Below are 25,033 nucleotides of genomic sequence, written 5' to 3'. Positions count from 1 at the left end.
ATGTGCGCGAAAGCCACGACCCGTTCCCGGGCGCGCGGCATATCGTACGTGTCAATCGGTCGGCAATGCCGAGTCAGTCATGTCGCTCCCCTTGCCATGTCCTGCGCCGCTCTTCGACATCGAGCGCATTGCTCCAGTCGCGGACGATGCGCCGGTACTCGACGCCGACGGCCCGGATCCGACGGTCCATGTCGAACAGCCCGTTTTCCGTCACATTGCCGCGCCGCTCGCGCAGGTCGATGTCCCAGTCGACCTGGTCGGTCAGGCTGTACCAGCTGAAACCGATGATCGGGTAGCCCTCCTGGCGCAGGCGCAGCACGTTGGCCCACTGGCGTTCGAGCCAGTGCACCGCGTTCAGCCCGTCGACCTGGTTGGTTTCGGTCAGCATGATCGGCAGGCGGTAACGGTCGTGGTACTGGCGCGTCAGGCCGTAGTAGCCCAGCACGTTCGAATGGCTGGTCCGGCCGTCCGGGAACACGACCGATTCGCTCGTCTCGTAGTAATCGGTGCCCATGATGCACGAGGGCCGGATGTTGCGCTTCATGAAGTAGTCGAGCTTCGCGGGCGGCATGCCGTGGTCGAACAGGTAGTCGACCAGCCTCGGGGACGGCATCCGGGCGTAGTTGAGGTCGAGCGACAGGAAGCGGTGCGCGTTCAGGTACTCCGTCCGTTCCGCCGCCTCCGGGTCGTACGGGTGGTAATAGCGTGTCGCCTCGCTCTGGACGAACCAGGGACGGCCGCAGCGGCAGATCGCCTCGCTGGCCCGGATGTTCGCTTCGACGATGTTCGACAGCGCGCTCACGAAGGCATGGCCGTTGCTGAGGCGCTCGTTCCAGAAGCCGCGCAGGGCGGAATACTCGGCGGTAACGAGCATCTCGTTGACCGGCGTGTACAGCCAGACCCAGGGATAGCGGCGCGCGAACGCTTCGGCGTATTCGGCGAAATAATGCGCAAAGTCGGGGTTCTGGAAATTATCGAGCCAGTCCGGCACGCCGAAATGGCACAGGTCGGCGATCGGGGTGATGTCGAGTCGCGCCAGCTCGGCGAACGTCTCGTCCGCGAACGACCAGTCGTAGCGCCCTGGCCCAATATGGGTTCGGTAATACGGCGGCCCGTAGCGCAGGCACCGCAGGCCCAGTTCGTGCACGAGCTGGAAATCCTCGCGCCAGCGCCGGTCGTGTCCCGAGGCGGCCATCTGGTCGATCCGGCACCGCGCGCCGTGTTCGTCCCGGATGACGGGTGCGCTGTTCTCGATCCCGGTGCAGAACGAAAACGACCGCATCAACCTGGCCGGCGACAGCGGATGGCATCCATGGACGGGGCGCTCGCGGTCCGGCAACGCGTGCCCGTGCTGCCGGCCGGTCCACATCGGCAAGGTCGTCGACGTCGTCACCTGCACCTCCAGGCGCCACCGGGCGCGCAATCGTTGGACCATCTCGCATGACGCGGTCAAGGGCACAGGCTAGTCGCGATGAACGCGAAAATGTTTGAGCCAAGTCAAATTCTTCCGCGATGTGGCGGCTTGACGTCGGCCTCGCATCGCCTCCCTTATCAAGGTATCGGCCGGGGCCCGCGTTTGCTAACATGAATCCACGTGCACTTGCCAAGGAGGCCGACGCCATGGACACGCCTGAGGCATACATCCGCTGGTTCTCGGAGCTCGGCATGGGGGACGTGCCATCGGTCGGCGGCAAGAACGCATCGCTCGGCGAGATGGTGCGGGAACTCGGCGGCCGCGGCGTGCGCGTGCCGGACGGGTTCGCCATCACCGCAGCCGCCTACCGCGCCACCCTCGACCGCGCCGGCGCCTGGAAGCAGCTGCACGCCGCCCTTGACGGCCTCGACCCGGGCAACGTCGCCGACCTCGCGCGCCGCGCCGCGCAGGCGCGCGCGATCGTCTACGACAGCGCGCTGCCGCCGGAACTCGAGGACGGCATCCTGCAAGGCTGGCGCCGCCTGCACGCCGAGTACGGCGACGGGTTGACGGTGGCGGTACGCAGCTCCGCGACGGCCGAGGACCTGCCGGACGCCAGCTTCGCCGGCCAGCACGAGTCCTTCCTGCACGTCGACGAGGCGGGCCTTGTCGACAGCGTGCGCCGCTGCTTCGCCAGCCTGTTCACCGATCGCGCACTCGTCTACCGCAGCGAGAACGGCTTCGACCACTTCAAGGTGTACCTGTCGGTCGGCGTCATGAAAATGGTGCGTTCGGACCTCGCGAGCGCCGGCGTCATGTTCACGCTCGATACCGAGACCGGCTTTCGCGACGTCGTGTTCCTGACCGGCGCCTACGGCCTGGGCGAGAACATCGTACAGGGCACCGTCGATCCGGACGAATTCTACGTATTCAAGCCGCTGCTGCGCCAGGGCACGCGGACGGTGTTGCGGCGTACCCTCGGCGGCAAGGAGATACGGATGGTGTATGCGCCGGCCGGCGCGTCCCCGGTCACGCGCAACGAGCCGACCGGCGCGGCGGAGCGCGGCCGTTTCTGCCTGGAGGACGAGGCGGTGCTCGAACTCGCCGAGACTGCCCTGCGCATCGAGGACCACTATTCCGCGCGCGCCGGGCATCCGGTGCCGATGGACATCGAATGGGCGCGCGACGGCATCGACGGCAAGCTCTACATCGTCCAGGCCCGGCCCGAGACGGTCGCGTCGCGCAAGACCAACGCCGAAGTCGACGAGTACCGCCTGGAGGCCAAGGGCCGGTTGCTGGCGACCGGCCGCGCCGTGGGCGGCCGGGTCGCGTCCGGCAAGGCCCGCGTGATCGCCGACGTCGGCGCGCTCGGCGAGTTCGAGCCAGGCGAGATCCTCGTCGCGACCACCACCATGCCCGACTGGGGCACCGTCATGAAGTCGGCCGCCGCCGTGGTGACGGACCGGGGCGGCCGTACCTGCCATGCCGCCATCGTGGCGCGCGAGATCGGCGTACCGGCGCTCGTCGGCTGCGGCGACGCGACGACGGCGATCCGTACCGGCGACGACGTGACCGTGTCCTGCGCCGAGGGCGACGCCGGCCACGTGTATGCCGGCCGCCTGCCCTTCCGCCACACCGCCATCGACGTCGCCGCGCTGCCCATGCCGTGCACGCGGATCATGGTCAATATCGGCAACCCGGACACGGCCTTCCGCACGCGCTTCCTGCCGAACGATGGCGTCGGCCTGGCGCGCATGGAATTCATCGTCGCCGAGCACATCCGCATCCACCCGATGGCGCTCGTCCATCCCGAGAAAATCACCGACCCGGCGGTGCGCGCCGCCATCGAAAGGCTCACCCGGGACGCCCCGTCGCCGGCGGATTATTTCGTGCGCGAGCTGTCCGAGGGCGTCGGCACCATCGCGGCCGCGTTCTGGCCGAAGCCGGTCATCGTGCGGATGTCGGACTTCAAGACCAACGAGTACGCGAGCCTGCTGGGCGGCGCCGTCTTCGAGCCGCTCGAGGCCAACCCGATGCTGGGCTTTCGCGGCGCCGCCCGCTACACGCATCCGGCATATGCGGAAGGCTTCGCGCTCGAGTGCCGCGCCATGCGGCGCGTGCGCGAAGAGATGGGCCTGTCGAACCTGCGCCTGATGATTCCGTTCTGCCGCCGCGTCGAGGAAGCCGAGTCTGTATTGCGGACGATGGCCGAGCACGGACTGGAACGCGGCAAGAATGGGCTCGAGGTCTACGTGATGTGCGAGATTCCCAACAACGTCATTCGCATCGACGACTTCGCGCGGCTGTTCGACGGCTTCTCGATCGGCTCGAACGACCTGACCCAGCTCGTGCTGGGCGTCGACCGCGATTCGGACATCGTCGCCTTCGACTTCGACGAGCGCGATCCCGGCGTGCTGGAGATGCTGCGCCAGGCCATCGCCGGCGCGAAACGCAACGGACGCCACGTGGGCATCTGCGGGCAGGCGCCGTCCGACTATCCGGAAGTGGCGCGCTACCTCGTCGAACAGGGTATCGATTCGATCAGCCTGAATCCCGATTCGGTGGTGGCTACCGTCCGCGCGCTCGTCGACGTCGAACGCGGCCTCGGCATCGCGCCGCGCGGACGACAGGTGCTCGCGCCATGAACCCGGACATCCGGCGCATCGCGCTCGTCACCGGCGGCGGCGACGCGCCGGGACTGAACGCGGCGATCCGGGCGGTCGTGCTCGCGGCCGCGCGACGCGGCTGGGCGTGCGACGGCATCCGCGACGGCTTCAACGGCCTGCTCGCGCCGGCGCAATGCCTGGACGAGCCCGTCGTGGCGCTCTCGTCCCAGTCCGTACACGGTATCGGTCATCTCGGCGGCACGATCCTCGGCAGCACCAACCGCGGCAACCCCCTGCGCTATCCCGTGCGCGACGACGACGGCACCATGTCGGAACGGGACCGCAGCGGCGAACTGATCGGCCTGTTCCGGCAACGCGGCTTCGACGCCCTCGTGATGATCGGCGGCGACGGGTCGATGGCGATCGCCGACTCCCTGCACCAACAGGGGTTGCGCGTCGTCGGCGTCCCCAAGACCATCGACAACGACCTCGACCGCACTGAGCAGACGTTCGGTTTCGACTCGGCGGTCGCGTTCGCCACTGAGTGCATCGACCGCCTGCATACGACCGCAGACAGCCAGCACCGGATCCTGGTGGTCGAGACGATGGGACGCTACGCCGGCTGGATCGCCCTGCACGCGGGCATGGCCGGCGGCGCACATGCGATCCTGCTGCCGGAGATCCCCTTCGATATCGACGTCGTGGCCGAAGCCGTTCGCCGCCGCGACGCGCTCGGCTTGCGCCACTCGATCGTCGTCGTGGCCGAGGGCGCGCTCCCGCTGGGCGGCCGGTGCGAGGTACTGGAGGCGGCCGGCGCCGGCCGCGCCGAGCGCCTGGGCGGCATCGGTGCCTGGGTCGAGACGCGCCTGGCAGAGGCGACTGGCAAGGACTGCCGCAGCGTCGTGCTCGGCCACCTGCTGCGTGGCGGCAGTCCTTCCGCGTTCGACAGGATACTCGCCGCGCGCTTCGGTGCGGCGGCCGTACGGACGCTGGCCGCCGGACAATCGGGTGTCATGGTGACGCTCACCGGCCAGGACATCGTCACCGTGCCGCTGGCGGACGTCGCTGGACGGACCCGGCGCGTACCGGTCGACTGCGATACCGTGCGCACCGCGCGGGAGCTCGGTATCTGCCTGGGCGATCGCCCGCATGCAACAGAAAGGATTTAGTGTACGCGCTGACACTTCCCGATCGGACACCACTTCACCGCCATTATGCTTACCAGAACAATACGCCGGCATTTTGTTTCACCGCCGGATGAAAGCCCACATTCTGACAACGACGACGGCCGGGTCCGTCCGTAGGCATATAGTTGCCAGCGGCGACGCCTACCCTCGGACATCCGGAGCTGGCGACCGAGCCCTTGAGTAAATTCTCCATCGCCTTGTTGGCGTCCAGTGCTCCTGACGCGCATGCCTGGACGATCGCAGCAAAGCCGTTTCTTTGCGCGCGCTGGAAGATGTCATTGAGTTTGGCTTAGGCGGGCAGGTCTTCGACACTGGCGTTGTCCAGCTTGCCGATCACGTACTGGCGGAGCACGTCATGGAAACTCTTTCGTTCGATCGGCTTGACTAAGCAGCATTGAATTCTGCGCCCAGAAAGCGTATCGGCCGACATGCGGGATGAATTGCCACGGCATGTGTCGACACTGAATAGTCTACATTCCCTGCATGCGCTGACCATCTTTGCGCAGCCCGGCTGCTGACTGTCACCCCAGGGAAAAACAGAAGAAGCGTGCAGCGCCCTGGAATCGGTCGAACTCGTGAAGTAGATCAGCGCAGCGGCGCTGATCTACAGATATGCTGGAGGCGAGGACGGGAGTCGAACCCGTCTAGACGGCTTTGCAGGCCGCTGCATAACCGCTTTGCTACCTCGCCGGAGGAAGACTTGACTATGCCACAGCGACCGGTTATTCGTCGCAGCGACACGAGAAGGCTGGCTTCTCTGTATCTGGAGCGGGAGAAGAGTCTCGAACTCTCGACCTCAACCTTGGCAAGGTTGCGCTCTACCAACTGAGCTACTCCCGCATCGGGTACTACTATCGTGAATCACTGGAGCGGGAGAAGAGTCTCGAACTCTCGACCTCAACCTTGGCAAGGTTGCGCTCTACCAACTGAGCTACTCCCGCATGGAGTTCATCACTTACTGCTGCCGTAAAACACTGGAGCGGGAGAAGAGTCTCGAACTCTCGACCTCAACCTTGGCAAGGTTGCGCTCTACCAACTGAGCTACTCCCGCATGGAGTCTTACTGTTTGCCCCAGCATCATCTTGCGATGACTGGAGCGGGAGAAGAGTCTCGAACTCTCGACCTCAACCTTGGCAAGGTTGCGCTCTACCAACTGAGCTACTCCCGCGTCGCTGGAACTTGCGATTATCTCAGATTTTTTACTGCTTTCCAAGACAACCTTTATCACTTTCGACAGGCAAACTGTGGAGCGGGAGAAGAGTCTCGAACTCTCGACCTCAACCTTGGCAAGGTTGCGCTCTACCAACTGAGCTACTCCCGCTTCGTTTCGTTTGCCGCGATGTCTTCGCAACAGGCAGGCATTATAGAGATGCTGAGCTATGTGTCAAGGATGACTCAGCAGAAACTTAGACGGCGCCCGACTTTTCCTTGATCAACGGCCAGGCGCGGCGCAGGTAGTAGAACATCGACCAGACCGTCAGCACGCCCGCGACCCACAGCAGGATCTCGCCGCACTTGTGGATGTCGAGCACGCCGTCGAACATCGGATCGTGGAACAGCAGCATCGGGATGGCGACCATCTGCGCGGCCGTCTTGATCTTGCCGAGCGAGCTCACCGCGACGGACTTGCGCGCGCCGATCTCCGCCATCCATTCGCGCAGCGCGGAAATCGTGATCTCGCGGCCGATGATGATGAAGGCGATGATGGCGTTCACGCGATCCAGCTGCACGAGCACGAGCAGCGCGCCCGCCACCATCAGCTTGTCCGCGACCGGGTCGAGGAAGGCGCCGAAGGCCGACGTCTGGTTCCAGCGCCGGGCGAGGTAGCCATCGAACCAGTCCGTGATCGCGGCGACGATGAAGACGAGCGTGGACGCCAGGTTGCGGTCGGTCACGTGGAGCCAGTGTTCGGGCAGGTAGTAGACGCCAACGACCAGCGGGATGAGTGCGACGCGTAGCCAGGTCAGGAGAATCGGAATATTGAAAGGCATGGGGTGAGGCTGGTCGGTGCTCGACTTGTTGAGTTTTGTGCGCGCTAGTCTACATGGCTCTTGCCGTTTAAACCAGTTGAGCCACCCGTGACGCGCGCACGTCCTCAGTGAAGCTGCCGATAAATCTCTTCCGCCAACGTACTGGAAATGCCTTCCACCGACATCAGATCCTCCACGCTCGCATCGATCACGCCTTTCAGACCGCCAAAGCGCGCCAGCAGCTTCTGGCGGCGCTTGGCGCCGATGCCCTCGATCTCTTCCAGGCGCGACGCCTGGCGCGTCTTGGCGCGTTTGGCGCGCATGCCCGTGATGGCGAAGCGGTGCGCCTCGTCGCGGATCATCGCCACGAGCATCAGCGCGGCCGATTCCTTGCCCAGTTCCTGCGGCGGGCGGCCGTCGGCGAAGATCAGGGTCTCGAGACCGACCCTGCGGCCCTCCCTTTCGCCACGCCGACGATGTTGCCGATGTCGAGCCCCAGCTCCGTGAAGACCTGTCTCGCCATCTCGACCTGGCCCTTGCCGCCGTCGATCAGCGCGATGTCCGGCATCACGCCCTCGCCGTTCGCCACCTTTTCGTAGCGCCGTGTCAGCACCTGGCGCATCGCCGCGTAGTCGTCGCCCGGCGTGATGCCGGTGATGTTATATCGCCGGTATTCGCCGTTCTGCATCTGGTGGTGGTGGAACACGACGCACGACGCCTGAGTCGCCTCGCCCGCCGTGTGGCTGATGTCGAAGCATTCGACGCGCAGGGATTCCAGGTCCTCGTTGTCGATGCCCAGCACCTCCGCCAGCGCGCGCGTGCGCGACTGCTGCGAGCCCTGTTCGGACAGCAGCCGGGCCAGCGAGATCTCCGCGCCCTTCTGCGCCAGTTCCAGCCATTGGCGGCGCTGGCCCTGCGGCTGGAACACGAGGTTGATGCGGTGGCCGCACTGCTCCTGCAGCGCCATCATCAGCTCGGGCTGGTCGAACTCGATGTTCAGGATGATGATGCCCGGCACGAACTTGTCGCCGTAATGCTGCGCCATGAACGCGGCCAGCACTTCCACCTCGATGGGGCATTCATCCATCGCCTCGCCGACCTGCGTGGGGAAATACGCGCGGTCGCCCAGGTGACGGCCGCCGCGCACCATCGCCAGGTTCACGCACGCGCGTCCGCCCTGCACGACGACGGCGATGACGTCGACGTCCGCGTCGCCCGTCGTCTCCATGCTCTGCTGGTGCAGCACGCGCGACAGCGCCTGGATCTGGTTGCGCACGCTCGCCGCCTGCTCGAACTTCAGGTCCTCGGCGTACGCGAGCATCTTCTTCTCGAGCTCTTCCAGCACCTCGGTCTGGCGGCCGCGCAGAAACTTCGCCGCGTTGTCGACGTCGCGCTTGTAGTCTTCCGGCGCGATCAGGTCCACGCACGGACCGCTGCAGCGGCCGATCTGGTGCAGAAGGCAGGGCCGCGTGCGGTTGGCGAAGACGCTGTCCTCGCACGTGCGCAGCATGAACACCTTCTGCAGCAGCTGCATCGATTCCTTCACGGCCCACGCGCTCGGGAATGGCCCGAAATACTGGTTCTTCTTGTCCAGCGCACCGCGGTAATAGGCCATGCGCGGATAGTCGCCCGCCGTCAGTTTTAAATACGGGTACGACTTGTCGTCGCGGAACAGGATGTTGTAGCGCGGCTTGAGCGTCTTGATCAGGTTGTTTTCCAGGATCAGCGCTTCGGCCTCGCTGTGCGTCACGGTCGTTTCCAGGCGCGCGATCTGCGACACCATCATCGCGATGCGGGGGCTCGACAGCGTCTTCTGGAAATAGCTCGACACGCGCTTCTTGAGGTTGCGCGCCTTGCCGACGTAGAGGACCCTGTCTTCCGCGTCGAAATAGCGATACACGCCCGGCAGGTCGGGCAGCTTGGCCACCGTCGCCAGGACTTGTTCGCGCGCCTCCTCGGTGGGGCGCACGGGGGATTCCGCATCCTTCGTCATCGTCGCGATCAATTCCTCTTTCATGGCTTGCCACGCATCCGGACGGGCGCGCGGCGCTTTCGCCGGGGCCGGCAGCGTCCTGCGCCGCCTGGGTACTACGACTTCGTCTGTCACTTCCGCTACACCTAAGTCGCGGACGCTCCTTCGGGTGCCTGGGTGACGATGACGAACGCGACGCCGTAATCGGCTTCGTCGCTGATCGTCACCTGGGCCGTGAGCCGGTGCGTCCGCATGAATTCATCGAGCGCCCCGCTGCATACGATAATCGGCTTGCCGCTCGGGGCGTTGAGCATCTGGGCCGAGCGCCAGGTCATGGGCATGCGCATGCCCAGGCCGATCGCTTTCGAGAACGCCTCCTTGGCCGAGAACCGCGTGGCCAGGAAGCGCAGCCCCCGCACCTCGTTCTTGGCGCGGCGGGCGTGGTATTTGACGAGTTCCTCGGGGCCGAGGATCTTTTCGGCGAAGCGTGGGCCGCTGCGTTTCAACGCGGCCTCGACGCGCGAGATCTGGACGATGTCCGTGCCGATCCCGTAAATCATTACTGGCCTTTCGCCGCGTAAGAGACGCCCAGGCGCGCGGCGACCATGATCGCCTTCATTTCGCGCACGGCGTTTTCGAAACCCGCGAACAGCGCGTGCGCGACGATCGCATGGCCGATGTTCAGTTCGTGGATTTCCGGGATCGCCGCGATCGGCTGCACGTTCGTGTAATGCAGGCCATGGCCCGCATTGACGCGCAGGCCGTGCTTCACGCCGGCGCGCACGCCCACCTTGATGCGTTCCAGCTCGTGCGCGTGCTCCTCGGGGCTGGAAGCTTCGGCGTAGCGGCCCGTGTGCAGCTCGATGACGGGCGCGCCGACGGCCGCGGCAGCCGCGATCTGCTGTTCGTCCGCGTCGATGAACAGCGACACGCGGATGCCCTCGCCTTTCAGTTGCCGGATCGCGGCCTCGACTTCCTTCTGGTAGCGGATGACGTCCAGGCCGCCTTCCGTCGTCACTTCTTCGCGGCGCTCGGGCACGAGGCACACGTCCTGCGGTTTCACCTGGCACGCGAAGTCGATCATCTCCTGCGTGACGGCCGCTTCCAGGTTCATGCGCGTCGCCAGTTGCGGGCGGATCGCGAGGACGTCGGCGTCCCTGATGTGGCGGCGGTCTTCGCGCAGGTGCAGGGTGATCAGGTCGGCACCGGCCTGCTCGGCGATCAGCGCGGCGCGCAGCGGGTCGGGATAGACGGTGCCGCGCGCGTTGCGGACGGTGGCGATGTGGTCGATGTTCACGCCCAGGTCGATCACCTGGCCGGCGGGTTGCAGGAAGCTCATGGTCGTAGTCTTTGTTCTTAAAGCTGCATCAGGTCGATCAAAATCTGGCGCGTGTTCAGCGGCGCGCCTCCCAGGTGATAGGCCAGCAGGAAGCGCATCAGCTGCTTGCTCTGCGCCTTGGTCTGCGGGTCGGCGTAGTCTTCGCGTTCCATGTCGACCAGCGTCTTGCCGGACACCACCGGCCACGACTCCACCGCCTGCGCCGTGCGCGCACCGCGTTCCGGGTCAACGACGTACAGGCCGTCCGGTTCGACCGGGGCGCGCGTCGTCGTGCAGCGCGTGAGGTCGGCGGCGACCCCGGTTTCCTTAAGTAAGGCCCGTTCGAATTTTCGCAAGGCGATGGGCGCCGGTTCGCCGTGCGCCAGTTCGTTCAGGGTAGAGACGTAGTGGTTGAACAGCGCGGGATGCGCATCGTCGCGCGCCAGCAGTTTCACCAGCAATTCATTCAGATAAAAGCCGCACAACAGCGCGGTCTTCTCGATCGGCAGCATGCCGCCGACCCACTCGGCGTCGATCAAGGTGCGCAGTTCGGACTTGCCGGAAAACGAGACGGACAGTGGTTGAAACGTCTGCAGCACGCCGCGCAGTTTCGAATGCGGCCGCTTCGCGCCCTTCGCGACGACGCCGATGCGGCCGTGATCGCGCGTAAACAGGTCGACAATGAGGCTCGTTTCCTTGTACGGATAGCTGTGCAGGACGAAGCCCGGCTGGCCGACGACACGGCCTTCGCGCGCGGGCGTGCGGCGCTTGCTCACCGTTGCTGGTGAGTGCGCGTCATTATCGTTGTCGATGAGTTCGTCGTCGCGGCTGGGCATGCGGAGATGATACCCCGGCTTGTTACTCGTAACCGTAAGCGCGCAGGCCCGCTTCGTTGTCGGCCCAGCCGGACTTCACCTTGACCCAGATTTCCAGGTAGACCGGACCGCCGAACAGCTTTTCCATGTCGAGGCGGGATTGCGTCGAAATCTCTTTCAGGCGCGCGCCCTTGTTCCCGATGATCATGGACTTGTGCGTGTCGCGCTCGACGAGGATCGCGGCGAAGACGCGGCGCAGGTTGCCCTCTTGCTGGAATTGTTCGATGAGGACGGTGCTCGTGTACGGCAGCTCGTCGCCCAGCAGGCGGAACACTTTTTCGCGCACGATCTCGGCCGCGAGGAATTTCTCGCTGCGGTCCGTGATGTCGTCCGGGCCGAAGATCGGCGGATTTTCCGGCAGGTGGCGCTTGATCTCGCCTTCCAGCGCATCGACCTGGAAGCGCAGTTTCGCCGACACGGGCACGACCGCGGTGAAATCGCGCAGACCCGCGAGCTTGGCCGCAAAAGGCATCAGCTCGGCCTTGTCCTTCATGCGGTCGGACTTGTTGATGACGAGGATGACGGGCACATTCTTCGGCAGCAGGTCCAGCACCTGCTGGTCGGCCGGGCCGAAGGTGCCGGCCTCGACGAGGAACAGGATCACGTCGGATGCCGTCAGCGTGTTCGACACTGTCTTGTTCAGCGTCTTGTTCAGCGCGTTCGCGTGGCGGGTCTGGAAGCCGGGCGTGTCGACGTAGATGAATTGCGCGTCGTCGCGGGTCTGGATGCCCGTGATGCGGTGGCGCGTCGTCTGCGCCTTGCGCGACGTGATCGACACCTTGGCGCCGATCAGCACGTTCATCAGGGTCGACTTGCCCACGTTCGGACGGCCGACGATGGCGATGTAGCCGCAGCGGAAGCCTTCCGGGGCGCCTTCGGTGGTGTCGTTGGGGGTAGTTTCCATGTTCATGCTGACGGGGTTCCTGACTGCTGTTTCTGTGATGGTTTCTGCGCCGACTGCGGCTCCTCGGCCTGCACCGTCAGCTCGCTCTGGTCGGTGGCGATGCCCGCCAGTTTCAGCTGCGCCGAGCGGGGCCGCGACTTGCGCGACGTGGACGGGCTCTTCTGCAGCAATTGCTCGGCCGTTTCCAGCGCGAGGCGCGCCGCGGCCTGTTCGCCGGCGCGGCGGCTGCCGCCGCGGCCGAACACCTGGATGCCCAGCTTGGGCACGAGACACTCGATCTCGAATTCCTGGCTGTGCGCGGCGCCGTGCGTGGCGACGACGTTGTACGTGGGCAGCGAGATCTTTTTGCTCTGCAAGAACTCCTGCAACAGGGTCTTGGCATCTTTGCCGAGCGTACGTGGATCGACGGAATCGAGCAGCGGGATATAAAACGCGCGGATCGCGTCGCGCGCCGCATCGAAGCCGCTGTCGAGGAAGATGGCGCCCAGCAGGGCTTCCAGCGTATCGGCCAGGATCGACGGCCGGCGGAACCCGCCGGACTTCAGTTCGCCCTCGCCCAGGCGCAGGAATTGCGACAATTCCAGCTTCTGGGCGATCTCGAACAGCGATTGCTGCTTGACTAGGTTGGCACGCAGGCGAGAGAGGTCGCCTTCGGCCAGGTTGTTGAAACGCTCGTACAGGATGGAGGCGACGACGCAGTTCAGGATCGAGTCGCCGAGGAATTCCAGGCGCTCGTTATGCAGACTGCTGTGGCTACGGTGGGTCAGCGCCTGTTGCAGCAGGCCGGGGTCCCGGAACGTATAGCCTAGGCGGGTTTGCAATAACTGAAGATTCATTGTCGTACCAATCTAATGGGCCGGCGCCGCGCGCCGATCCCATCGCGCGCCCTCCCGGCGTATTACTTATCGGCCTTGTCGGCCTTGGCGGCATTGGTGCCGCTGGGGTCGGTGGTACCGTCAAAATTGAACGTCAGGCTGACGCTGTCCGTCAGCGGAACCTTCTTCTCGTAGGCGAAGCTGATCTCGGTCGTGCCGCCGTCGCGCGTAATCACGAGGTCGCGGCCCTGGATGGCCGACACGTCGTTCACGCCGGCATTCTTGTCGAATGCCTGCTGGATCTCGCGCACGGTGCCGGAGCCGGCCTCGGCCTTCGCCTTGACGATCGCACTCTTGACGGCCCGGTATTCGATGAAGGCCGGAATCACCTTGATGGCCACCAGCGCCAGCGCGCCCAGCACGATCAACACGACGATCAGGCCCGACAGCGAGACACCGCTCTCCGCACCGATCCGATACCGCTTGCCACCTTTCATCACACCCTCCGCGTCCGGCTTAGTGGATACCGCCGATGCGCTTCAGGTTGCTGAAGTTCATCCAAACAAACACAGCCTTGCCAACGATATTCTGGTCCGGCACGAAGCCCCAGTAGCGGCTGTCTGCGCTGTTGTCGCGGTTATCGCCCATCATGAAATAATTGCCTTCCGGTACGATACAGGTAAATTCATCGTAGGAATAGGTGCAATTTTCGTGATGGGGGAAATCCTCCACGGCACTCTGGTTGAACGTGCGGGCACCGTCCATGTTCAGGATGCGGTGCGGCGCGTTCGTCAGCTTTTCCAGGAATTGCTTGTGATAAACCGGGCGCTCGTCGTCCAGGTAATCGTCCATCGGCACGTACTCGACCGGCTGGCCGTTGACGGTCAGGCGCTTGTTCGCGTAAGTGATTTTATCACCCGGTACGCCGATCACGCGCTTGATGTAGTCCTGGCTCATGTCCTTGGGGTATTTGAACACCATGACGTCGCCCCGCTGCGGATTGCCCACGTCGATGATCTTCTTGTTGATCACCGGCAGGCGGATACCGTAGTCGAACTTGTTCACGAGGATCAGGTCGCCCACGAGCAGAGTCGGCACCATCGACGACGACGGGATCTTGAACGGCTCGAACAGGAAGGAACGCAGCACGAACACGAGTGCGATCACGGGGAAGAAGCTGCCGGAATACTCGACCCACGTCGGCTGGCGCAGGATCGATGCCTCCAGCACGGCACGGTTGCCGTTGTCGACCTTGATGCCGTCGGCCGTCAGCTTGGCGTGGCGCGCGTCGTACTCGGCCAACGCCGCATCCGCCTTTGCGCGGCGCTGCTTCGCGAGGACGAACACGTCGAGGCACCAGATGACGCCCGTGATCACCATGGCCACGAATAAAATCAGGGCAAAGTTCCCGAGGATCGGTTGCAGATTCATCGCTTCTTATTCTTCCTTTATTTTTCTTCCACCTGGAGGATCGCGAGGAACGCTTCCTGCGGAATCTCCACGGAGCCCACCTGCTTCATGCGCTTCTTGCCGGCCTTTTGTTTCTCAAGCAACTTCTTCTTGCGGCTGACGTCGCCGCCGTAGCACTTCGCCAGCACGTTCTTGCGCAGCGCCTTGACGTTTTCGCGCGAGATGATCGTCGCGCCGATTGCGGCCTGGATCGCCACGTCGAACATCTGGCGCGGGATCAGTTCGCGCATCTTCGCGGCGACCTGGCGGCCGCGGTAGGCGGCATTGGCGCGGTGCACGATGATGGCGAGCGCGTCGACCTTGTCGCCGTTGATCAGCATGTCGACCTTCACGACGTCCGACGCGCGGTATTCCTTGAACTCGTAGTCCATCGACGCATAGCCGCGCGATGTGGATTTCAGGCGGTCGAAGAAGTCCAGCACGATCTCGGCCATCGGGATCTCGTACACGAGTTTCACCTGGCGGCCGTGGTAGCTCATGTCCATCTGCACGCCGCGCTTGCCGGTGCACAGCGTGATGACGGCGCCGACATATTCCTGCGGCATGTACAGGTTCACGGTGACGATCGGCTCGCGCACTTCTTCGATCTTCGACACTTCCGGCATCTTGGACGGGTTGTCGACCTTGATCATGGAGCCGTCGCGCATCACGACTTCGTACACGACGGTCGGGGCCGTCGTGATCAGGTCCTGGTCGAATTCGCGCTCCAGGCGCTCCTGGATGACGTCCATGTGCAGGAGGCCCAGGAAGCCGCAGCGGAAGCCGAAGCCCAGCGCCTGCGACACTTCCGGCTCGTACTGCAGCGCGGCGTCGTTCAGCTTCAGCTTTTCCAGAGAGTCGCGCAGCGCGTCGTACTGGTTTGCTTCCACCGGGAACAGACCGGCGAACACCTGCGGCTGCACTTCCTTGAAGCCGGGCAGCGGCTCCGGTGCCGGACGCGACGCCAGGGTGACGGTATCGCCCACCTTCGCGGCCTTCAATTCCTTGATGCCGGCGATGATGAAGCCCACCTGGCCCGCCTTCAGCTCCGACAGCTGCACGGAGCGCGGCGTGAACACGCCGACCTGCTCGACCAGCTGCTGGGAATCCGTCGCCATCAGGAGGATCTTGTCTTTCGGACGCAGCGTGCCATTCTTCACGCGCACGAGCATCACGACGCCGACGTAGCTGTCGTACCACGAGTCGACGATCAGCGCCTGCAGCGGCGCGTCTGGATCGCCTTCCGGCGGCGGCACTTTCGCGATCAGCGTTTCCAGCACGTCTTCCACGCCCAGGCCCGTCTTTGCGGAGCAGGTGGTGGCGTCGGTGGCGTCGAGGCCGATGACGTCCTCGATCTCCTGCTTCGCGCGATCCGGATCGGCGTGCGGCAGGTCGATCTTGTTCAGGATGGGCACCACTTCGACGCCCAAGTCCAGCGCCGTGTAGCAGTTGGCGACGGTCTGCGCCTCCACGCCCTGCGACGCGTCGACGACGAGCAGCGCGCCTTCGCAGGCGGACAGCGAGCGCGACACTTCATAGCTGAAGTCGACGTGGCCCGGGGTGTCGATCAGGTTCAGGTTATAGGTCTGGCCATCGCGCGCCTTATAGGACAGCGCCGCGGTCTGCGCCTTGATGGTGATGCCGCGCTCGCGCTCCAGGTCCATCGAGTCGAGCACCTGCTCGTCCATTTCACGTTCCGACAGGCCGCCGCACAGCTGGATGATGCGGTCCGCCAGGGTCGATTTACCGTGATCGATGTGGGCGATGATGGAAAAGTTACGTATGTTTTTCATTAACAAACTCAAAACCAAAAAGAGCGGCACGCGGCCAGGCCGACAGGGTTCGATCCTGCCGGCGCAATACGAAAAAAGCGCCGCGTCTGGGGGACGGGAAGTTCCCCGGGCGAGCGCCTTATCGGGCGAATCGCGGCTCATGAAGGCCGCGGCTTGACCCGCAAGCTGCCCATTTTACCGGATTTCGAGCCAGAAAGCCCGGTTTCCGGGGACGACCCCGATTCAAGTTGGGCAAGGACCCGCCGTTAATGACTCATCGGCGGCCCGCCGCCCTACTTTTCGCCACCATGATCTACACGTCCGAACCGCAGCAATGGCGCATGCAGCTTTCCTTGCCCATCGAGCAACGCATCCTGTCCCTGCCCGATGAAGTGCGCGACGTCGTGCACCAGGTGAACATGGCGACGGGCCTGGACGCCGTGCCCGCCCCGTGCGTGCCGGACGCCGCCCTACAGGCCGACCTGCGCGCCGCGCTGACGGGCATGCCGGCCGCCGTGCGCGACCTCGTGGACCCGCTGCTGCTGGGCGTCTGCACGGGCCGCGGCCTCGGGTCGTCGGGCATCACGGACATCGTGGCGGATGCCGTCGACGGCCGCATCCTCGGCTGCATCGTGCTGCTCGACCTGGATCTGCTGGAAACCCATACGGCCAACTCCTGGGCCACGTGGAAGGAAAACCTGCCGTTCGGCGGCCCCGGCTTCTCGCTCGCCGCGACGATCGCCACCCCGCACGACGACACCCGCGCCCACGCCCTGCAGTTCCTGCTGCTGCACGAGTTCGGCCACGTCGTGACGGCGGGCGGATCGTTCCTGCCGCGCTGGTGGGAACCGGTGCCGGCAACCGTATTCCCCTTCCTTGACCTGAGCTGGCATGTAAATGCGGCCGGGCGCTTCGTGCCGTGGAACAGTTCGGATTTCGACCTGCGCGGCGCGGTCGATTTCTACGGCACGAATCAATTGCACAGCGATGCCATCGTGACCGCGTATGCCGGCCTGGAAGGCAGCGACTTTCCCAGCCTGTACGGGGCAACGAATCCGTACGACGATTTCGCGGAATGCTTCGCGAGCTATGTCCACAGCGAACTCATGGGGCGGCCGTACGTGTTGCGCGTGGATTACGACGATGTGCCGCAGGCGACGCTGGACAGTTTCTGGGCGAGTCCGCGCAGCGAGGCGAAGCGGGTGTTCATGCGGGAGTTGCTGGGTGAGCCGGCTGTCGTCGCCAGTGATGCGTATGAGTTAGTCGCTGCATGAAAAACGTCGCCCCCGCCTTCGCGGGGGCGACGTTGTTTTAAGCCTCAGCTTGTCCGGCAGCCCGGTGCAGCATTCCCTCGAACGCCCCGAACACCCTGTCCATCACGGGCCCCTTGTACGGATACCTGCCCGCATCGTCCATCGCGTGCACGACCATCGCGTTGTCCACTTCGAAGATGAGCAACCGGCCATCGCGCGTCTCCGCGCAATCGATGCCCAGCCAGGGCAAGCCGATTCGCGCATCGATGTCCGCCAGCGCCGCCGCGTGACGGCGCGCGAAACCCTCGTCGAACGCGGCCATCCCGGCCGCCTCCTCCGCCCGCTTGCCGGCGCTGTCGTCCATACCCGCGTTCAGGTAGTGCACCATCCAGTGCGACGAGATCGCCAGGTGGCAGATGAACGGCTTGCCGTCGACGAGCACGATGCGGTATTTGCGGAACTGGCCGTCAGGGCCGGAATAATCGACGAACGGCGCGAGAAAGAACTCGCCGGCCGCGTGCGCTGCGAGGTACGCGCCCAACGCGGCCGCATCATCCACCTTTTGCAGATCCGTGCCCGCGTGCGAATCCACTGGCCGCACGATGAGTGGGAACGCCGCGTCGGTTAGTTGCATCGCCCTCGCCCGATCCAGGCGCACCGTCCGCGGCACCAGCATACCGGTCACGCCATCGAGCATCGCGCAGACGCCATCGCGCGACAGGTGTGCAATCCGCTCCGGCCGGTTGATGACGGGGCGCGGCCAGCCGGCCAGCATCTGCGCCACGTCGCGCAGCAGCGGTCCGTTGGCGTCGGATTGCGCGATCGCCACGAACAGCACGTCGTGGTCGGGCACCTGCTCCGGCAGCGGCAGGTCGGGCGTCACGTATTGCACGTGCGCGGCGGCGTTCGACGTCTGCAGCAGGAATTCGATCGGCGTATTGGCCATGAAGTCGCCGGGTCCCATCAGCACGAGCAGGCGCAGGGTCGGCACGCGCGCCGGCGCCGGCAGCGCGTACAGCGACCGGATCGCCAGCGCGTGGCGTTGCACCTCCAGGCCCGCCGCGCGCTGGCCGAGCAACTGCAGCACGAAGCTGGCGTCCAGCCACGCGTTCGCGTCGTCGGGATGTGCCTGGGCGCGTGCCAGCAGGCGTTCGCCGACCGGGCGCAGGTCGGCACGATCGAAGGCGCAGCGCATCAGGGCCGCGGCACCGATCAGCGGGGCGTACGGCGTGGCGGCGGCGTCGATGAGTGCGGGCGTGATCATGACAGGCGGCCGGCGCGCAGCACGGCATCGACGAGCGCGTCGATGTCGGCACGGCCCGTGCGGTGGTTGACGATGGCGGCGCGGATCGCGTAACGGCCGTCGAGCGTCGTCGCGGAGGGCGCCACGCGGCCTTCGTCGTACAGCGCGAGCACGATCTCACGGTTCACGCGTTCAGGATCCGCGCAGACAAAGCGGAAGCACACGATATTCAACGTGACGGGCGCCGCCAGTTCCAGGTCCGGCTCGGCCGCGATGCGCTCCGCAAGGTAGCGGGCCAGCGCGCACGTGGCCGAGATCGAGCGGCCGATGGCGTCGGCGCCGTAGACCTGGAACGTGAGCCACGTCTTCAGCGCCCGGAAGCCCCGCGACAGATCGGGTCCCAGATCGCACGGCCACGCTTCCCCCGCCGCGAGCCCCCGCCCCGCCCGCTGCAGGTACGCGGCCGGCGCCGCGAACGCGTCGAGCATGTGCGCGCCGTCGCGCGCCATGAAGAAGCCCGCGTCGTACGGCACCTGGCCCCATTTGTGAAAATCGAAGGCGAGCGAGTCGGCGCGCGCGATCCCGTCCAACAGCGGCGCGACGTCCGGCGCCAGCACCCCGAGCGCCGCATAGGCGCCGTCGACGTGCAGCCACATGCCGTGGTCGCGCGCGAAGTCGGCGAGCGTCGCGAGCGGATCGATGGCGCCCGTATTCACGGTCCCGGCACTGGCGACGACGAGGAACGGCTGCAACCCGTTGCGGCGATCGGCAGCGACCTGCGCGGCGAGATCGGACACGTCCATGTGGCCGGCGGCGTCCACGCGCACGCTGCGCAGTGCATCCGTACCGAAGCCCGCCAAGTCCATTGCCTTCGCAATGCAGCCATGCGCTTCCGCCGACGCGTACGCGCGCAGGTCCGCATGCGCCGCGAGCCCCTGCGCGCGCACATCGCGCCCGAGCGCGTGCGTGCGCGCGACGACGACACCCATGAAGTTGGCGATCGACGTGCCCGTGACGAACACGCCGCGGGCCGTGCCAGGAAAGCCGAACAGCGCCGCCATCCAGTTCGACACCTGGCGCTCCACCTCGACGGGCGCCTGGTTGCGGCCGCCGACGTTCGCGTTCAGCGCCCCCGCGATCATCTCGGCGACGATTCCCACCGGCGTGCCGGCGCCGTGCACCCAGCCCATGAAGCCGGGGTGCGGGTTGCCGACGGTGTAGGGAATGACGTTGTCCTGCAGGCTGCGGTACGCGTCCGCCAGCGAGCCGGCCCCGCGTGGCAGGGGTGCACGCAGGCTGTCCCGCGCCGCGTCCGGCATCTGCTGCCAGACGGGCCGCGCGCGCAGGCCTTCCAGGTGGTCGAACATGTCGTCCAGGATCTGGTGCCCGAGGGTCCGGAGTTCCATCCAGTCCTCGGGGTCGAGCGTAGCGTCGGGGCCGTCAGCCATATGCATCATCCAGGAATCGATGCGGCCGATTATCGCAGGTCGCGCCGGTTTCGATCCATGGAGCAAGATGTAAAAGCCGTGGCTATTGCCCGAAGATTAAACTGCCGCCTGCTCCTGGCTCAGGTGACGCCGCAGCGCGCCCTCGTCGAGGAAGTAGTGACAGAGCTCGGTGCCGGCCGGCTCCGCGACCAGCACCGGCACCAGTTCGTCGTAGCGGGCCACGAGGGCCGGGTCGGCATCGACGTCGACCACGTCCACCGTGTACGCCTGCCCCTGGCGGGCCATGAACGCCTGCAGCGCCGCCAGCATGTCTTCGCACAGGTGGCAGTACGAACGCGAATACAAGATAAAACGTGGACTCATGGGCGCGGACGGATGACGAGGTAGCGCGAGACATTGTCCCTGCGCACGAGCAGCGCGACCGGCTTCTTCGCATCGACCTTGGCGACAAGCCCGTTGAACTGGGCCGCGCCCGTGATCTCGACATTGTTCATCTGCAGGATCACGTCGCCCTGGCGGATGCCGGCCGACGCCGCACGTCCTTCGGCGAACTCGACGAGCACACCGGCCTCCGTCTTGAGCTCGCGCTTCTGGGCGGCAGTGAGGTCCGAGACGTGCAGGCCCAGCGCGTTCGGCGCCTGGTCCGGCGTGGGCTTCCTGGGCGCCGCCTTCGCCGTCGGCGATTTTTCTTCCTGCAGTTCGACGATGGTCACCGGCAGGTCGAGCTGGCTGCCGCGGCGCCACACGGTGACGCTGGCGCGGCTGCCGACGGTGCTTCCGCCGACGAGGCGCGGCAGGTCGGAGCTGCGCTCGATGTCCTTGCCGTTGAATTTCAGGATGATGTCGCCGACCTTGAGGCCGGCCTTGTCCGCCGGTCCGCCCGGCTCGACCATCGCGACCTCGGCACCGCGCGCCCGGCCCAGGCCGAGCGATTCCGCGACGTCCGTCGTGACTTCGCTGATCTGCACGCCGAGGCGGCCGCGCGTCACCTTGCCGGTCTTGCGGATCTGGTCGGAGACGCGCATGACCTCGTCGATCGGCACGGCGAACGAGATGCCGTTATAGGCGCCGGACAGGGTCGCGATCTGCGAGTTGATGCCGATGACTTCGCCGCGCATGTTGATCAGCGGGCCGCCCGAGTTGCCGGGGTTGACGGCCACGTCGCTCTGGATCAGCGGCAGGTATTCGCCCGTGTCGCGTGCCTTGGCCGAGATGATGCCGGCCGTGACCGTGTTCTCCAGGTTGAACGGCGAACCGATGGCGATCACCCACTCGCCCACGCGAATCTTGCTGGAATCGCCGATACGCACATTGGGCAGGTTGCGTCCGTCCACTTTCAGCAGGGCCACGTCGCTGCGGGCATCCGAGCCCAGGACTTTGGCCTTGAATTCGCGGCGGTCGGTCAGGGTCACCACGACCTCGTCCGCGCCCTCCACGACGTGCGCATTGGTCAGCACATACCCGTCGTCCGAGATGATGAAACCGGAGCCGACGCCCCGCTGCACGCGTTCTTCCTGCGGCTGCTCGCCGGGCGCGCCGCGGCGTCCGCGCGGCACCATCTGGCCGCCGAAGAAGCGGCGCAGGAATTCCTGCATTTCCTCGTCGGGGCCGCCCTGGTCGAGGCGGACGCGTTCGGTGGTGCGGATGTTGACGACGGCCGGGCCGACCTTGTCGACGAGGTCGGCAAAATCGGGCAGGCCGGTGACGGTCGGGGCGGCAACGGGAGCGGCCGCATGGGCCGCCGGGAGGGACATCAGACTCGCGCCCGCAAAGACGAGGGCGGACAGGATCGCGCTTCCAGTTTTGCTTGTCATAGGATCGGTAAGGTCTGTGCTTGAATGGTTCGTATGGTAAGACAAAAGCGCATTGTTGTCGCGTTGGCACGTCCGTGGCGAACGGATGGCGCTGCCCCTGCGGGCATCAGGCGATGAACGGGAAACGCGATCGGCTCAGGTGGGGTCGGCCGCGACGGTCGCCTGGCCGGCGGCATCGGTGGCGACCGCCGCGCGCTTGCCGGGCAGCGGCTCGGCCGCGAGGCGGGCAGCCAGACGTTCCGCGAAGCCGGGCGCCACGTCCGGCGCGGGATCCGCGCGCAGGACGTCGCCGATCTGGTGATAGAGCGCCCAGGCCTGCTGGCCGTCGGGCGTGTCCAGGGCGGCGAGCGCCAGTTCCTGGTCGACATCCGCGATCTCGCCGTCGCAGAGCGCCGAGATGAGTTCACGGTTTTTCTTGTTCGTGTCCATCGTCATTCCATCACGCCGGTACGTAAAACTTTGTCTTCATATCGCTACCTACCGACGTTTGTCCGCCGAGATATCGAGCAGGGGCCGCAATTTCTCGGCGATGACTTCACGCGCCCGGAAAATCCGGCTCCGCACCGTCCCGATTGGACACGCCATCACTTCGGAGATTTCCTCGTAGCTTAAACCTTCTATTTCGCGCAGAACGATCGCCGTCCTTAATTCAAGCGGCAAGGCTTCCATGGCCGCATTCACGGTATAGGCGATCTGCTTGCTGGCCAACATAGACTCCGGTGTATTAATGTCCCGCAAGCTATCCGCGTCGTCGAATCCTTCCGCACGTTCGGCATCGGCTTCCGTCGAGGTGGGCGCCCGTCTGCCTTGCGTGACCAGAAAATTCTTCGCCGTATTAATTCCTATTCGATATAGCCAAGTATAAAACGCGGAATCGCCGCGGAAATGGCGCAGTGCACGGAATGCCTTAATAAAGGTTTCCTGTACAACGTCTTCCGCCTCGGCCGGATCGTGCACGAGGCGCGACACGAGCCGCATCAGGCGACGCTGGTATTTCGCTACCAGCAGGTCGAACGCCCGGCGATCGCCCGCCTGGACGCGCTCAACCAGCAGTTGATCACATTCGCGTTCGGTCGTCACTGCAATGCCCCGTTGGCTGCGGCGGCGTCCCTGTTATACGGAAACGGTCTGCCACGTTTCCTTAAGAGTTGGTCCGCTGCAATGAGTTCGTCGTGTCTTCGCATCCTTCGTCTGCATTTCCGCGCCGGCCGACCACTGCCAGCGCGACGGCCAGCGCGCGCCACGCGGCGGCGTCGACACTGTCGCGCCACACACACAGGACCCGCGGCCCCGTGCCCGGCGCGGCGTGCCGCAACACCATCAGCATCGGCCAGATGACAGATCCAGGCAGCAGGACCGCATTGCCCGCCGACGGCAGGCCCACATCCTGTTGTACCGTTACGCGCAGGTCGCCGGTTCCAGAAATATCAATCCGGTGCGTCTTTGGATGAGATCCCGCCGCGCCCAGCACGGCGCTGCCGGCGGCCGCCAGCGCCGCCACGACGAAGGGCGCGAAGCGCATGTGCCCGGGCGCCGCCAGCCCGATGGCCAGCGCGGACGCGAGAAAGGCCAGGCCGCAGCCACCCCAGACGAACCGCTGGATGCGTGACGGCCTGACGAGCGCGGACACCGCGATCGACATGGATATTTCCAGTTAGAAGTGGAGGAAGTCAGAAATGACAAACGCCCATTCCTTTGACAGGAATGGGCGTCCGAAAGTTCGGTTATCGGCAGATCGTTAGATCTTGGCGAAGACCAGCGTACCGTTGGTACCGCCGAAACCGAAGGAGTTTTTCACCGCGTAATCGATCTTCATGTCCCGTGCCGTGTTGGCGCAGAAGTCCAGGTCGCATTCCGGATCCTGGTTGAAGATGTTGATCGTCGGCGGCGAGACCTGGTTGTGAATCGCGAGCACGGTGAACACCGACTCCAGGCCGCCCGCGCCACCCAGCAGGTGACCCGTCATCGACTTGGTGGAGTTGACGACCAGCCTGTTCGCATGGTCGCCGAAGGTGCGCTTGATGCCCTTCACTTCCGCCACGTCGCCCACGGGGGTCGACGTGCCGTGTGCGTTCACGTACTGCACCTGGTCCGGGTTGATGCCCGCGTACTGCATCGCGGCGACCATGCAGCGCGATGCGCCGCTGCCATCCTCGAGCGGTGCCGTGATGTGGTTCGCGTCCGCGCTCATGCCGAAGCCGACGACTTCCGCGTAGATCGTCGCGCCGCGTGCCTTGGCGTGTTCGTACTCTTCGAGCACCATCACGCCAGCGCCCTCGCCCAGCACGAAGCCGTCGCGGTCGCGGTCCCAGGGACGCGAAGCCGTGGCCGGATCGTCATTGCGCGACGATAGCGCACGTGCCGAGGCGAAACCGCCCAGGCCCAGCGGCGATACGGTCGATTCCGCACCGCCCGCGATCATCACGTCGGCGTCGCCGTACTCGATCAGGCGAGCAGCCTGGCCGATGCAGTGCAGGCCGGTCGTGCAGGCGGTCACGATGGCCAGGTTCGGGCCGCGCAGGCCGAACTTGATCGACAGGTCGCCCGAGATCATGTTGATGATCGACGCCGGGACGAAGAACGGCGAAATGCGGCGCGGGCCGCGGCTGTCGTACTCCGCCTTGGTCTCTTCGATCATCGGCAGGCCGCCGATGCCGGAACCCACGAGCACGCCGATACGATCGCGATTGTCGTCGGTGACGACAATGCCCGAATCCTGTAACGCCTGGATGCCGGCGGCCATGCCGAAATGGATAAACGTATCCATATGACGGCCTTCCTTGCCCGGCAAGTAATCCTCGACGTTAAAGTTCTTCACCTCGCCCGCGAAACGGGTCGAGAATGGCGTTGCGTCGAACTTGGTGATGTTGGCAATACCCGACTTGCCCGCCAGTGCTGCCTCCCACGCGTCGGCAATGGTGTTGCCGATCGGAGAGATGCAACCCAGGCCGGTCACTACGACACGACGGTTGCGTGAACTCAAGCGCTTCTCC

At 65.2% G+C, this 25,033-nt stretch carries 21 protein-coding genes, 6 tRNA genes and 1 pseudogene; 3 read left to right on the top strand and 25 right to left on the bottom strand.

Translation table 11 applies throughout. The features are described from left to right. Nucleotides 1–73: 73 nt before the first annotated feature. Complete coding sequence (locus P0M04_RS19295; protein ID WP_259447495.1) at nucleotides 74–1,435, bottom strand: family 1 glycosylhydrolase; 1,362 nt, start codon at nucleotides 1,433–1,435, stop codon at nucleotides 74–76. Between the two features lie 185 nt (nucleotides 1,436–1,620). Here P0M04_RS19295 and ppsA point away from each other — a divergent pair, with 185 nt between their 5' ends. Together ppsA and P0M04_RS19285 are read left to right on the top strand one after the other, a co-directional pair. Then, nucleotides 1,621–4,059 carry a phosphoenolpyruvate synthase gene (ppsA, locus tag P0M04_RS19290; protein ID WP_259447496.1) on the top strand — a complete coding sequence of 813 codons (2,439 nt, stop codon included), beginning with the start codon at nucleotides 1,621–1,623 and terminating at the stop codon, nucleotides 4,057–4,059. Next, on the top strand, nucleotides 4,056–5,189 hold the full coding sequence (locus P0M04_RS19285) for a 6-phosphofructokinase (protein ID WP_259447497.1): 1,134 nt from the start codon (nucleotides 4,056–4,058) through the stop codon (nucleotides 5,187–5,189). Before ppsA ends, P0M04_RS19285 begins: the two co-directional genes overlap by 4 nt. Before the next feature lie 634 nt (nucleotides 5,190–5,823). On the opposite strand, the gene P0M04_RS19280 is transcribed toward P0M04_RS19285, so the two are convergent. The 16 genes and pseudogenes from P0M04_RS19280 to lepA all read right to left on the bottom strand — a co-directional run bounded on the left by P0M04_RS19280 (nucleotide 5,824) and on the right by lepA (nucleotide 16,303). Beyond that, a tRNA-Cys gene (locus P0M04_RS19280) sits at nucleotides 5,824–5,897 on the bottom strand. A gap of 74 nt (nucleotides 5,898–5,971) precedes the next feature. Continuing rightward, nucleotides 5,972–6,047 (bottom strand) — tRNA-Gly (locus tag P0M04_RS19275). A gap of 25 nt (nucleotides 6,048–6,072) precedes the next feature. Then, nucleotides 6,073–6,148 (bottom strand) — tRNA-Gly (locus P0M04_RS19270). 34 nt (nucleotides 6,149–6,182) lie between these two features. Then, a tRNA-Gly gene (locus P0M04_RS19265) sits at nucleotides 6,183–6,258 on the bottom strand. Between the two features lie 41 nt (nucleotides 6,259–6,299). Beyond that, nucleotides 6,300–6,375: transfer RNA gene (locus tag P0M04_RS19260), tRNA-Gly, on the bottom strand. Nucleotides 6,376–6,452: 77 nt separating this feature from the next. Further along, a tRNA-Gly gene (locus P0M04_RS19255) sits at nucleotides 6,453–6,528 on the bottom strand. An 85-nt stretch (nucleotides 6,529–6,613) separates the two neighbouring features. Then, nucleotides 6,614–7,198: a CDP-diacylglycerol--glycerol-3-phosphate 3-phosphatidyltransferase gene (gene pgsA, locus P0M04_RS19250; RefSeq protein WP_259447498.1), complete on the bottom strand. Its 585-nt coding sequence runs from the start codon at nucleotides 7,196–7,198 to the stop codon at nucleotides 6,614–6,616. Nucleotides 7,199–7,302: 104 nt separating this feature from the next. Beyond that, a pseudogene (gene uvrC / locus P0M04_RS19245) lies at nucleotides 7,303–9,170 on the bottom strand (excinuclease ABC subunit UvrC). A 125-nt stretch (nucleotides 9,171–9,295) separates the two neighbouring features. Continuing rightward, entirely contained in the window at nucleotides 9,296–9,709 is a 414-nt protein-coding gene (gene acpS / locus P0M04_RS19240) for a holo-ACP synthase (RefSeq protein ID WP_259447499.1), read from the bottom strand. Next, nucleotides 9,709–10,488 carry a pyridoxine 5'-phosphate synthase gene (gene pdxJ, locus P0M04_RS19235; protein ID WP_259447500.1) on the bottom strand — a complete coding sequence of 260 codons (780 nt, stop codon included), beginning with the start codon at nucleotides 10,486–10,488 and terminating at the stop codon, nucleotides 9,709–9,711. Before pdxJ ends, acpS begins: the two co-directional genes overlap by 1 nt. A 17-nt stretch (nucleotides 10,489–10,505) precedes the next feature. Then, entirely contained in the window at nucleotides 10,506–11,303 is a 798-nt protein-coding gene (recO, locus tag P0M04_RS19230) for a DNA repair protein RecO (protein ID WP_259447501.1), read from the bottom strand. Between the two features lie 22 nt (nucleotides 11,304–11,325). Beyond that, nucleotides 11,326–12,246: a GTPase Era gene (gene era, locus P0M04_RS19225; RefSeq protein WP_259447502.1), complete on the bottom strand. Its 921-nt coding sequence runs from the start codon at nucleotides 12,244–12,246 to the stop codon at nucleotides 11,326–11,328. A 2-nt stretch (nucleotides 12,247–12,248) separates the two neighbouring features. Next, entirely contained in the window at nucleotides 12,249–13,082 is an 834-nt protein-coding gene (rnc, locus tag P0M04_RS19220; RefSeq protein WP_259447503.1) for a ribonuclease III, read from the bottom strand. A gap of 62 nt (nucleotides 13,083–13,144) precedes the next feature. Further along, on the bottom strand, nucleotides 13,145–13,558 hold the full coding sequence (locus tag P0M04_RS19215; protein WP_259447504.1) for a DUF4845 domain-containing protein: 414 nt from the start codon (nucleotides 13,556–13,558) through the stop codon (nucleotides 13,145–13,147). 19 nt (nucleotides 13,559–13,577) lie between these two features. Continuing rightward, nucleotides 13,578–14,492, bottom strand: a complete 915-nt coding sequence (gene lepB / locus P0M04_RS19210; RefSeq protein ID WP_259447505.1) for a signal peptidase I — start codon at nucleotides 14,490–14,492, stop codon at nucleotides 13,578–13,580. Nucleotides 14,493–14,509: 17 nt separating this feature from the next. After that, nucleotides 14,510–16,303 carry a translation elongation factor 4 gene (lepA, locus tag P0M04_RS19205; RefSeq protein WP_259447506.1) on the bottom strand — a complete coding sequence of 598 codons (1,794 nt, stop codon included), beginning with the start codon at nucleotides 16,301–16,303 and terminating at the stop codon, nucleotides 14,510–14,512. A 320-nt stretch (nucleotides 16,304–16,623) separates the two neighbouring features. On the opposite strand from lepA, the gene P0M04_RS19200 reads away from it, so the two are divergent. Beyond that, nucleotides 16,624–17,556: a hypothetical protein gene (locus P0M04_RS19200; RefSeq protein ID WP_259447507.1), complete on the top strand. Its 933-nt coding sequence runs from the start codon at nucleotides 16,624–16,626 to the stop codon at nucleotides 17,554–17,556. Between the two features lie 37 nt (nucleotides 17,557–17,593). Here the strand turns inward: P0M04_RS19200 and P0M04_RS19195 are convergent, their stop codons facing one another. From P0M04_RS19195 to fabF, 8 genes are all read right to left on the bottom strand, one after another. After that, entirely contained in the window at nucleotides 17,594–18,799 is a 1,206-nt protein-coding gene (locus P0M04_RS19195; RefSeq protein ID WP_259447508.1) for an ATP-grasp domain-containing protein, read from the bottom strand. Next, nucleotides 18,796–20,226 (bottom strand): pyridoxal phosphate-dependent decarboxylase family protein, encoded by a 1,431-nt coding sequence (locus P0M04_RS19190; RefSeq protein WP_259447509.1) that lies wholly within the window; start codon nucleotides 20,224–20,226, stop codon nucleotides 18,796–18,798. The genes P0M04_RS19195 and P0M04_RS19190 overlap by 4 nt, the downstream gene beginning before the upstream one ends. 96 nt (nucleotides 20,227–20,322) lie before the next feature. Then, a complete protein-coding gene (locus tag P0M04_RS19185) occupies nucleotides 20,323–20,589 on the bottom strand; it encodes a glutaredoxin family protein (protein WP_259447510.1) in 267 nt (88 codons plus the stop codon). After that, nucleotides 20,586–22,040, bottom strand: a complete 1,455-nt coding sequence (locus tag P0M04_RS19180) for a DegQ family serine endoprotease (RefSeq protein WP_259447511.1) — start codon at nucleotides 22,038–22,040, stop codon at nucleotides 20,586–20,588. The genes P0M04_RS19185 and P0M04_RS19180 overlap by 4 nt, the downstream gene beginning before the upstream one ends. Nucleotides 22,041–22,175: 135 nt before the next feature. Next, complete coding sequence (locus tag P0M04_RS19175) at nucleotides 22,176–22,469, bottom strand: sigma-E factor negative regulatory protein (protein ID WP_259447512.1); 294 nt, start codon at nucleotides 22,467–22,469, stop codon at nucleotides 22,176–22,178. Between the two features lie 48 nt (nucleotides 22,470–22,517). Then, a complete protein-coding gene (gene rpoE, locus P0M04_RS19170; protein WP_056137296.1) occupies nucleotides 22,518–23,120 on the bottom strand; it encodes an RNA polymerase sigma factor RpoE in 603 nt (200 codons plus the stop codon). A 61-nt stretch (nucleotides 23,121–23,181) separates the two neighbouring features. After that, nucleotides 23,182–23,682, bottom strand: coding sequence for a hypothetical protein (locus P0M04_RS19165; RefSeq protein ID WP_259447513.1), 501 nt, complete (start codon nucleotides 23,680–23,682; stop codon nucleotides 23,182–23,184). A 96-nt stretch (nucleotides 23,683–23,778) separates the two neighbouring features. Continuing rightward, on the bottom strand, nucleotides 23,779–25,023 hold the full coding sequence (gene fabF, locus P0M04_RS19160) for a beta-ketoacyl-ACP synthase II (protein WP_259447514.1): 1,245 nt from the start codon (nucleotides 25,021–25,023) through the stop codon (nucleotides 23,779–23,781). Nucleotides 25,024–25,033 lie beyond the last annotated feature (10 nt).

This window comes from Telluria mixta, from assembly GCF_029223865.1.
GTDB classification, from domain to species: Bacteria; Pseudomonadota; Gammaproteobacteria; order Burkholderiales; family Burkholderiaceae_D; genus Telluria; species Telluria mixta.
The sequence above is the reverse complement of the archived record's forward strand: the minus strand, read 5'-3'. Positions and strand labels throughout refer to the sequence as shown.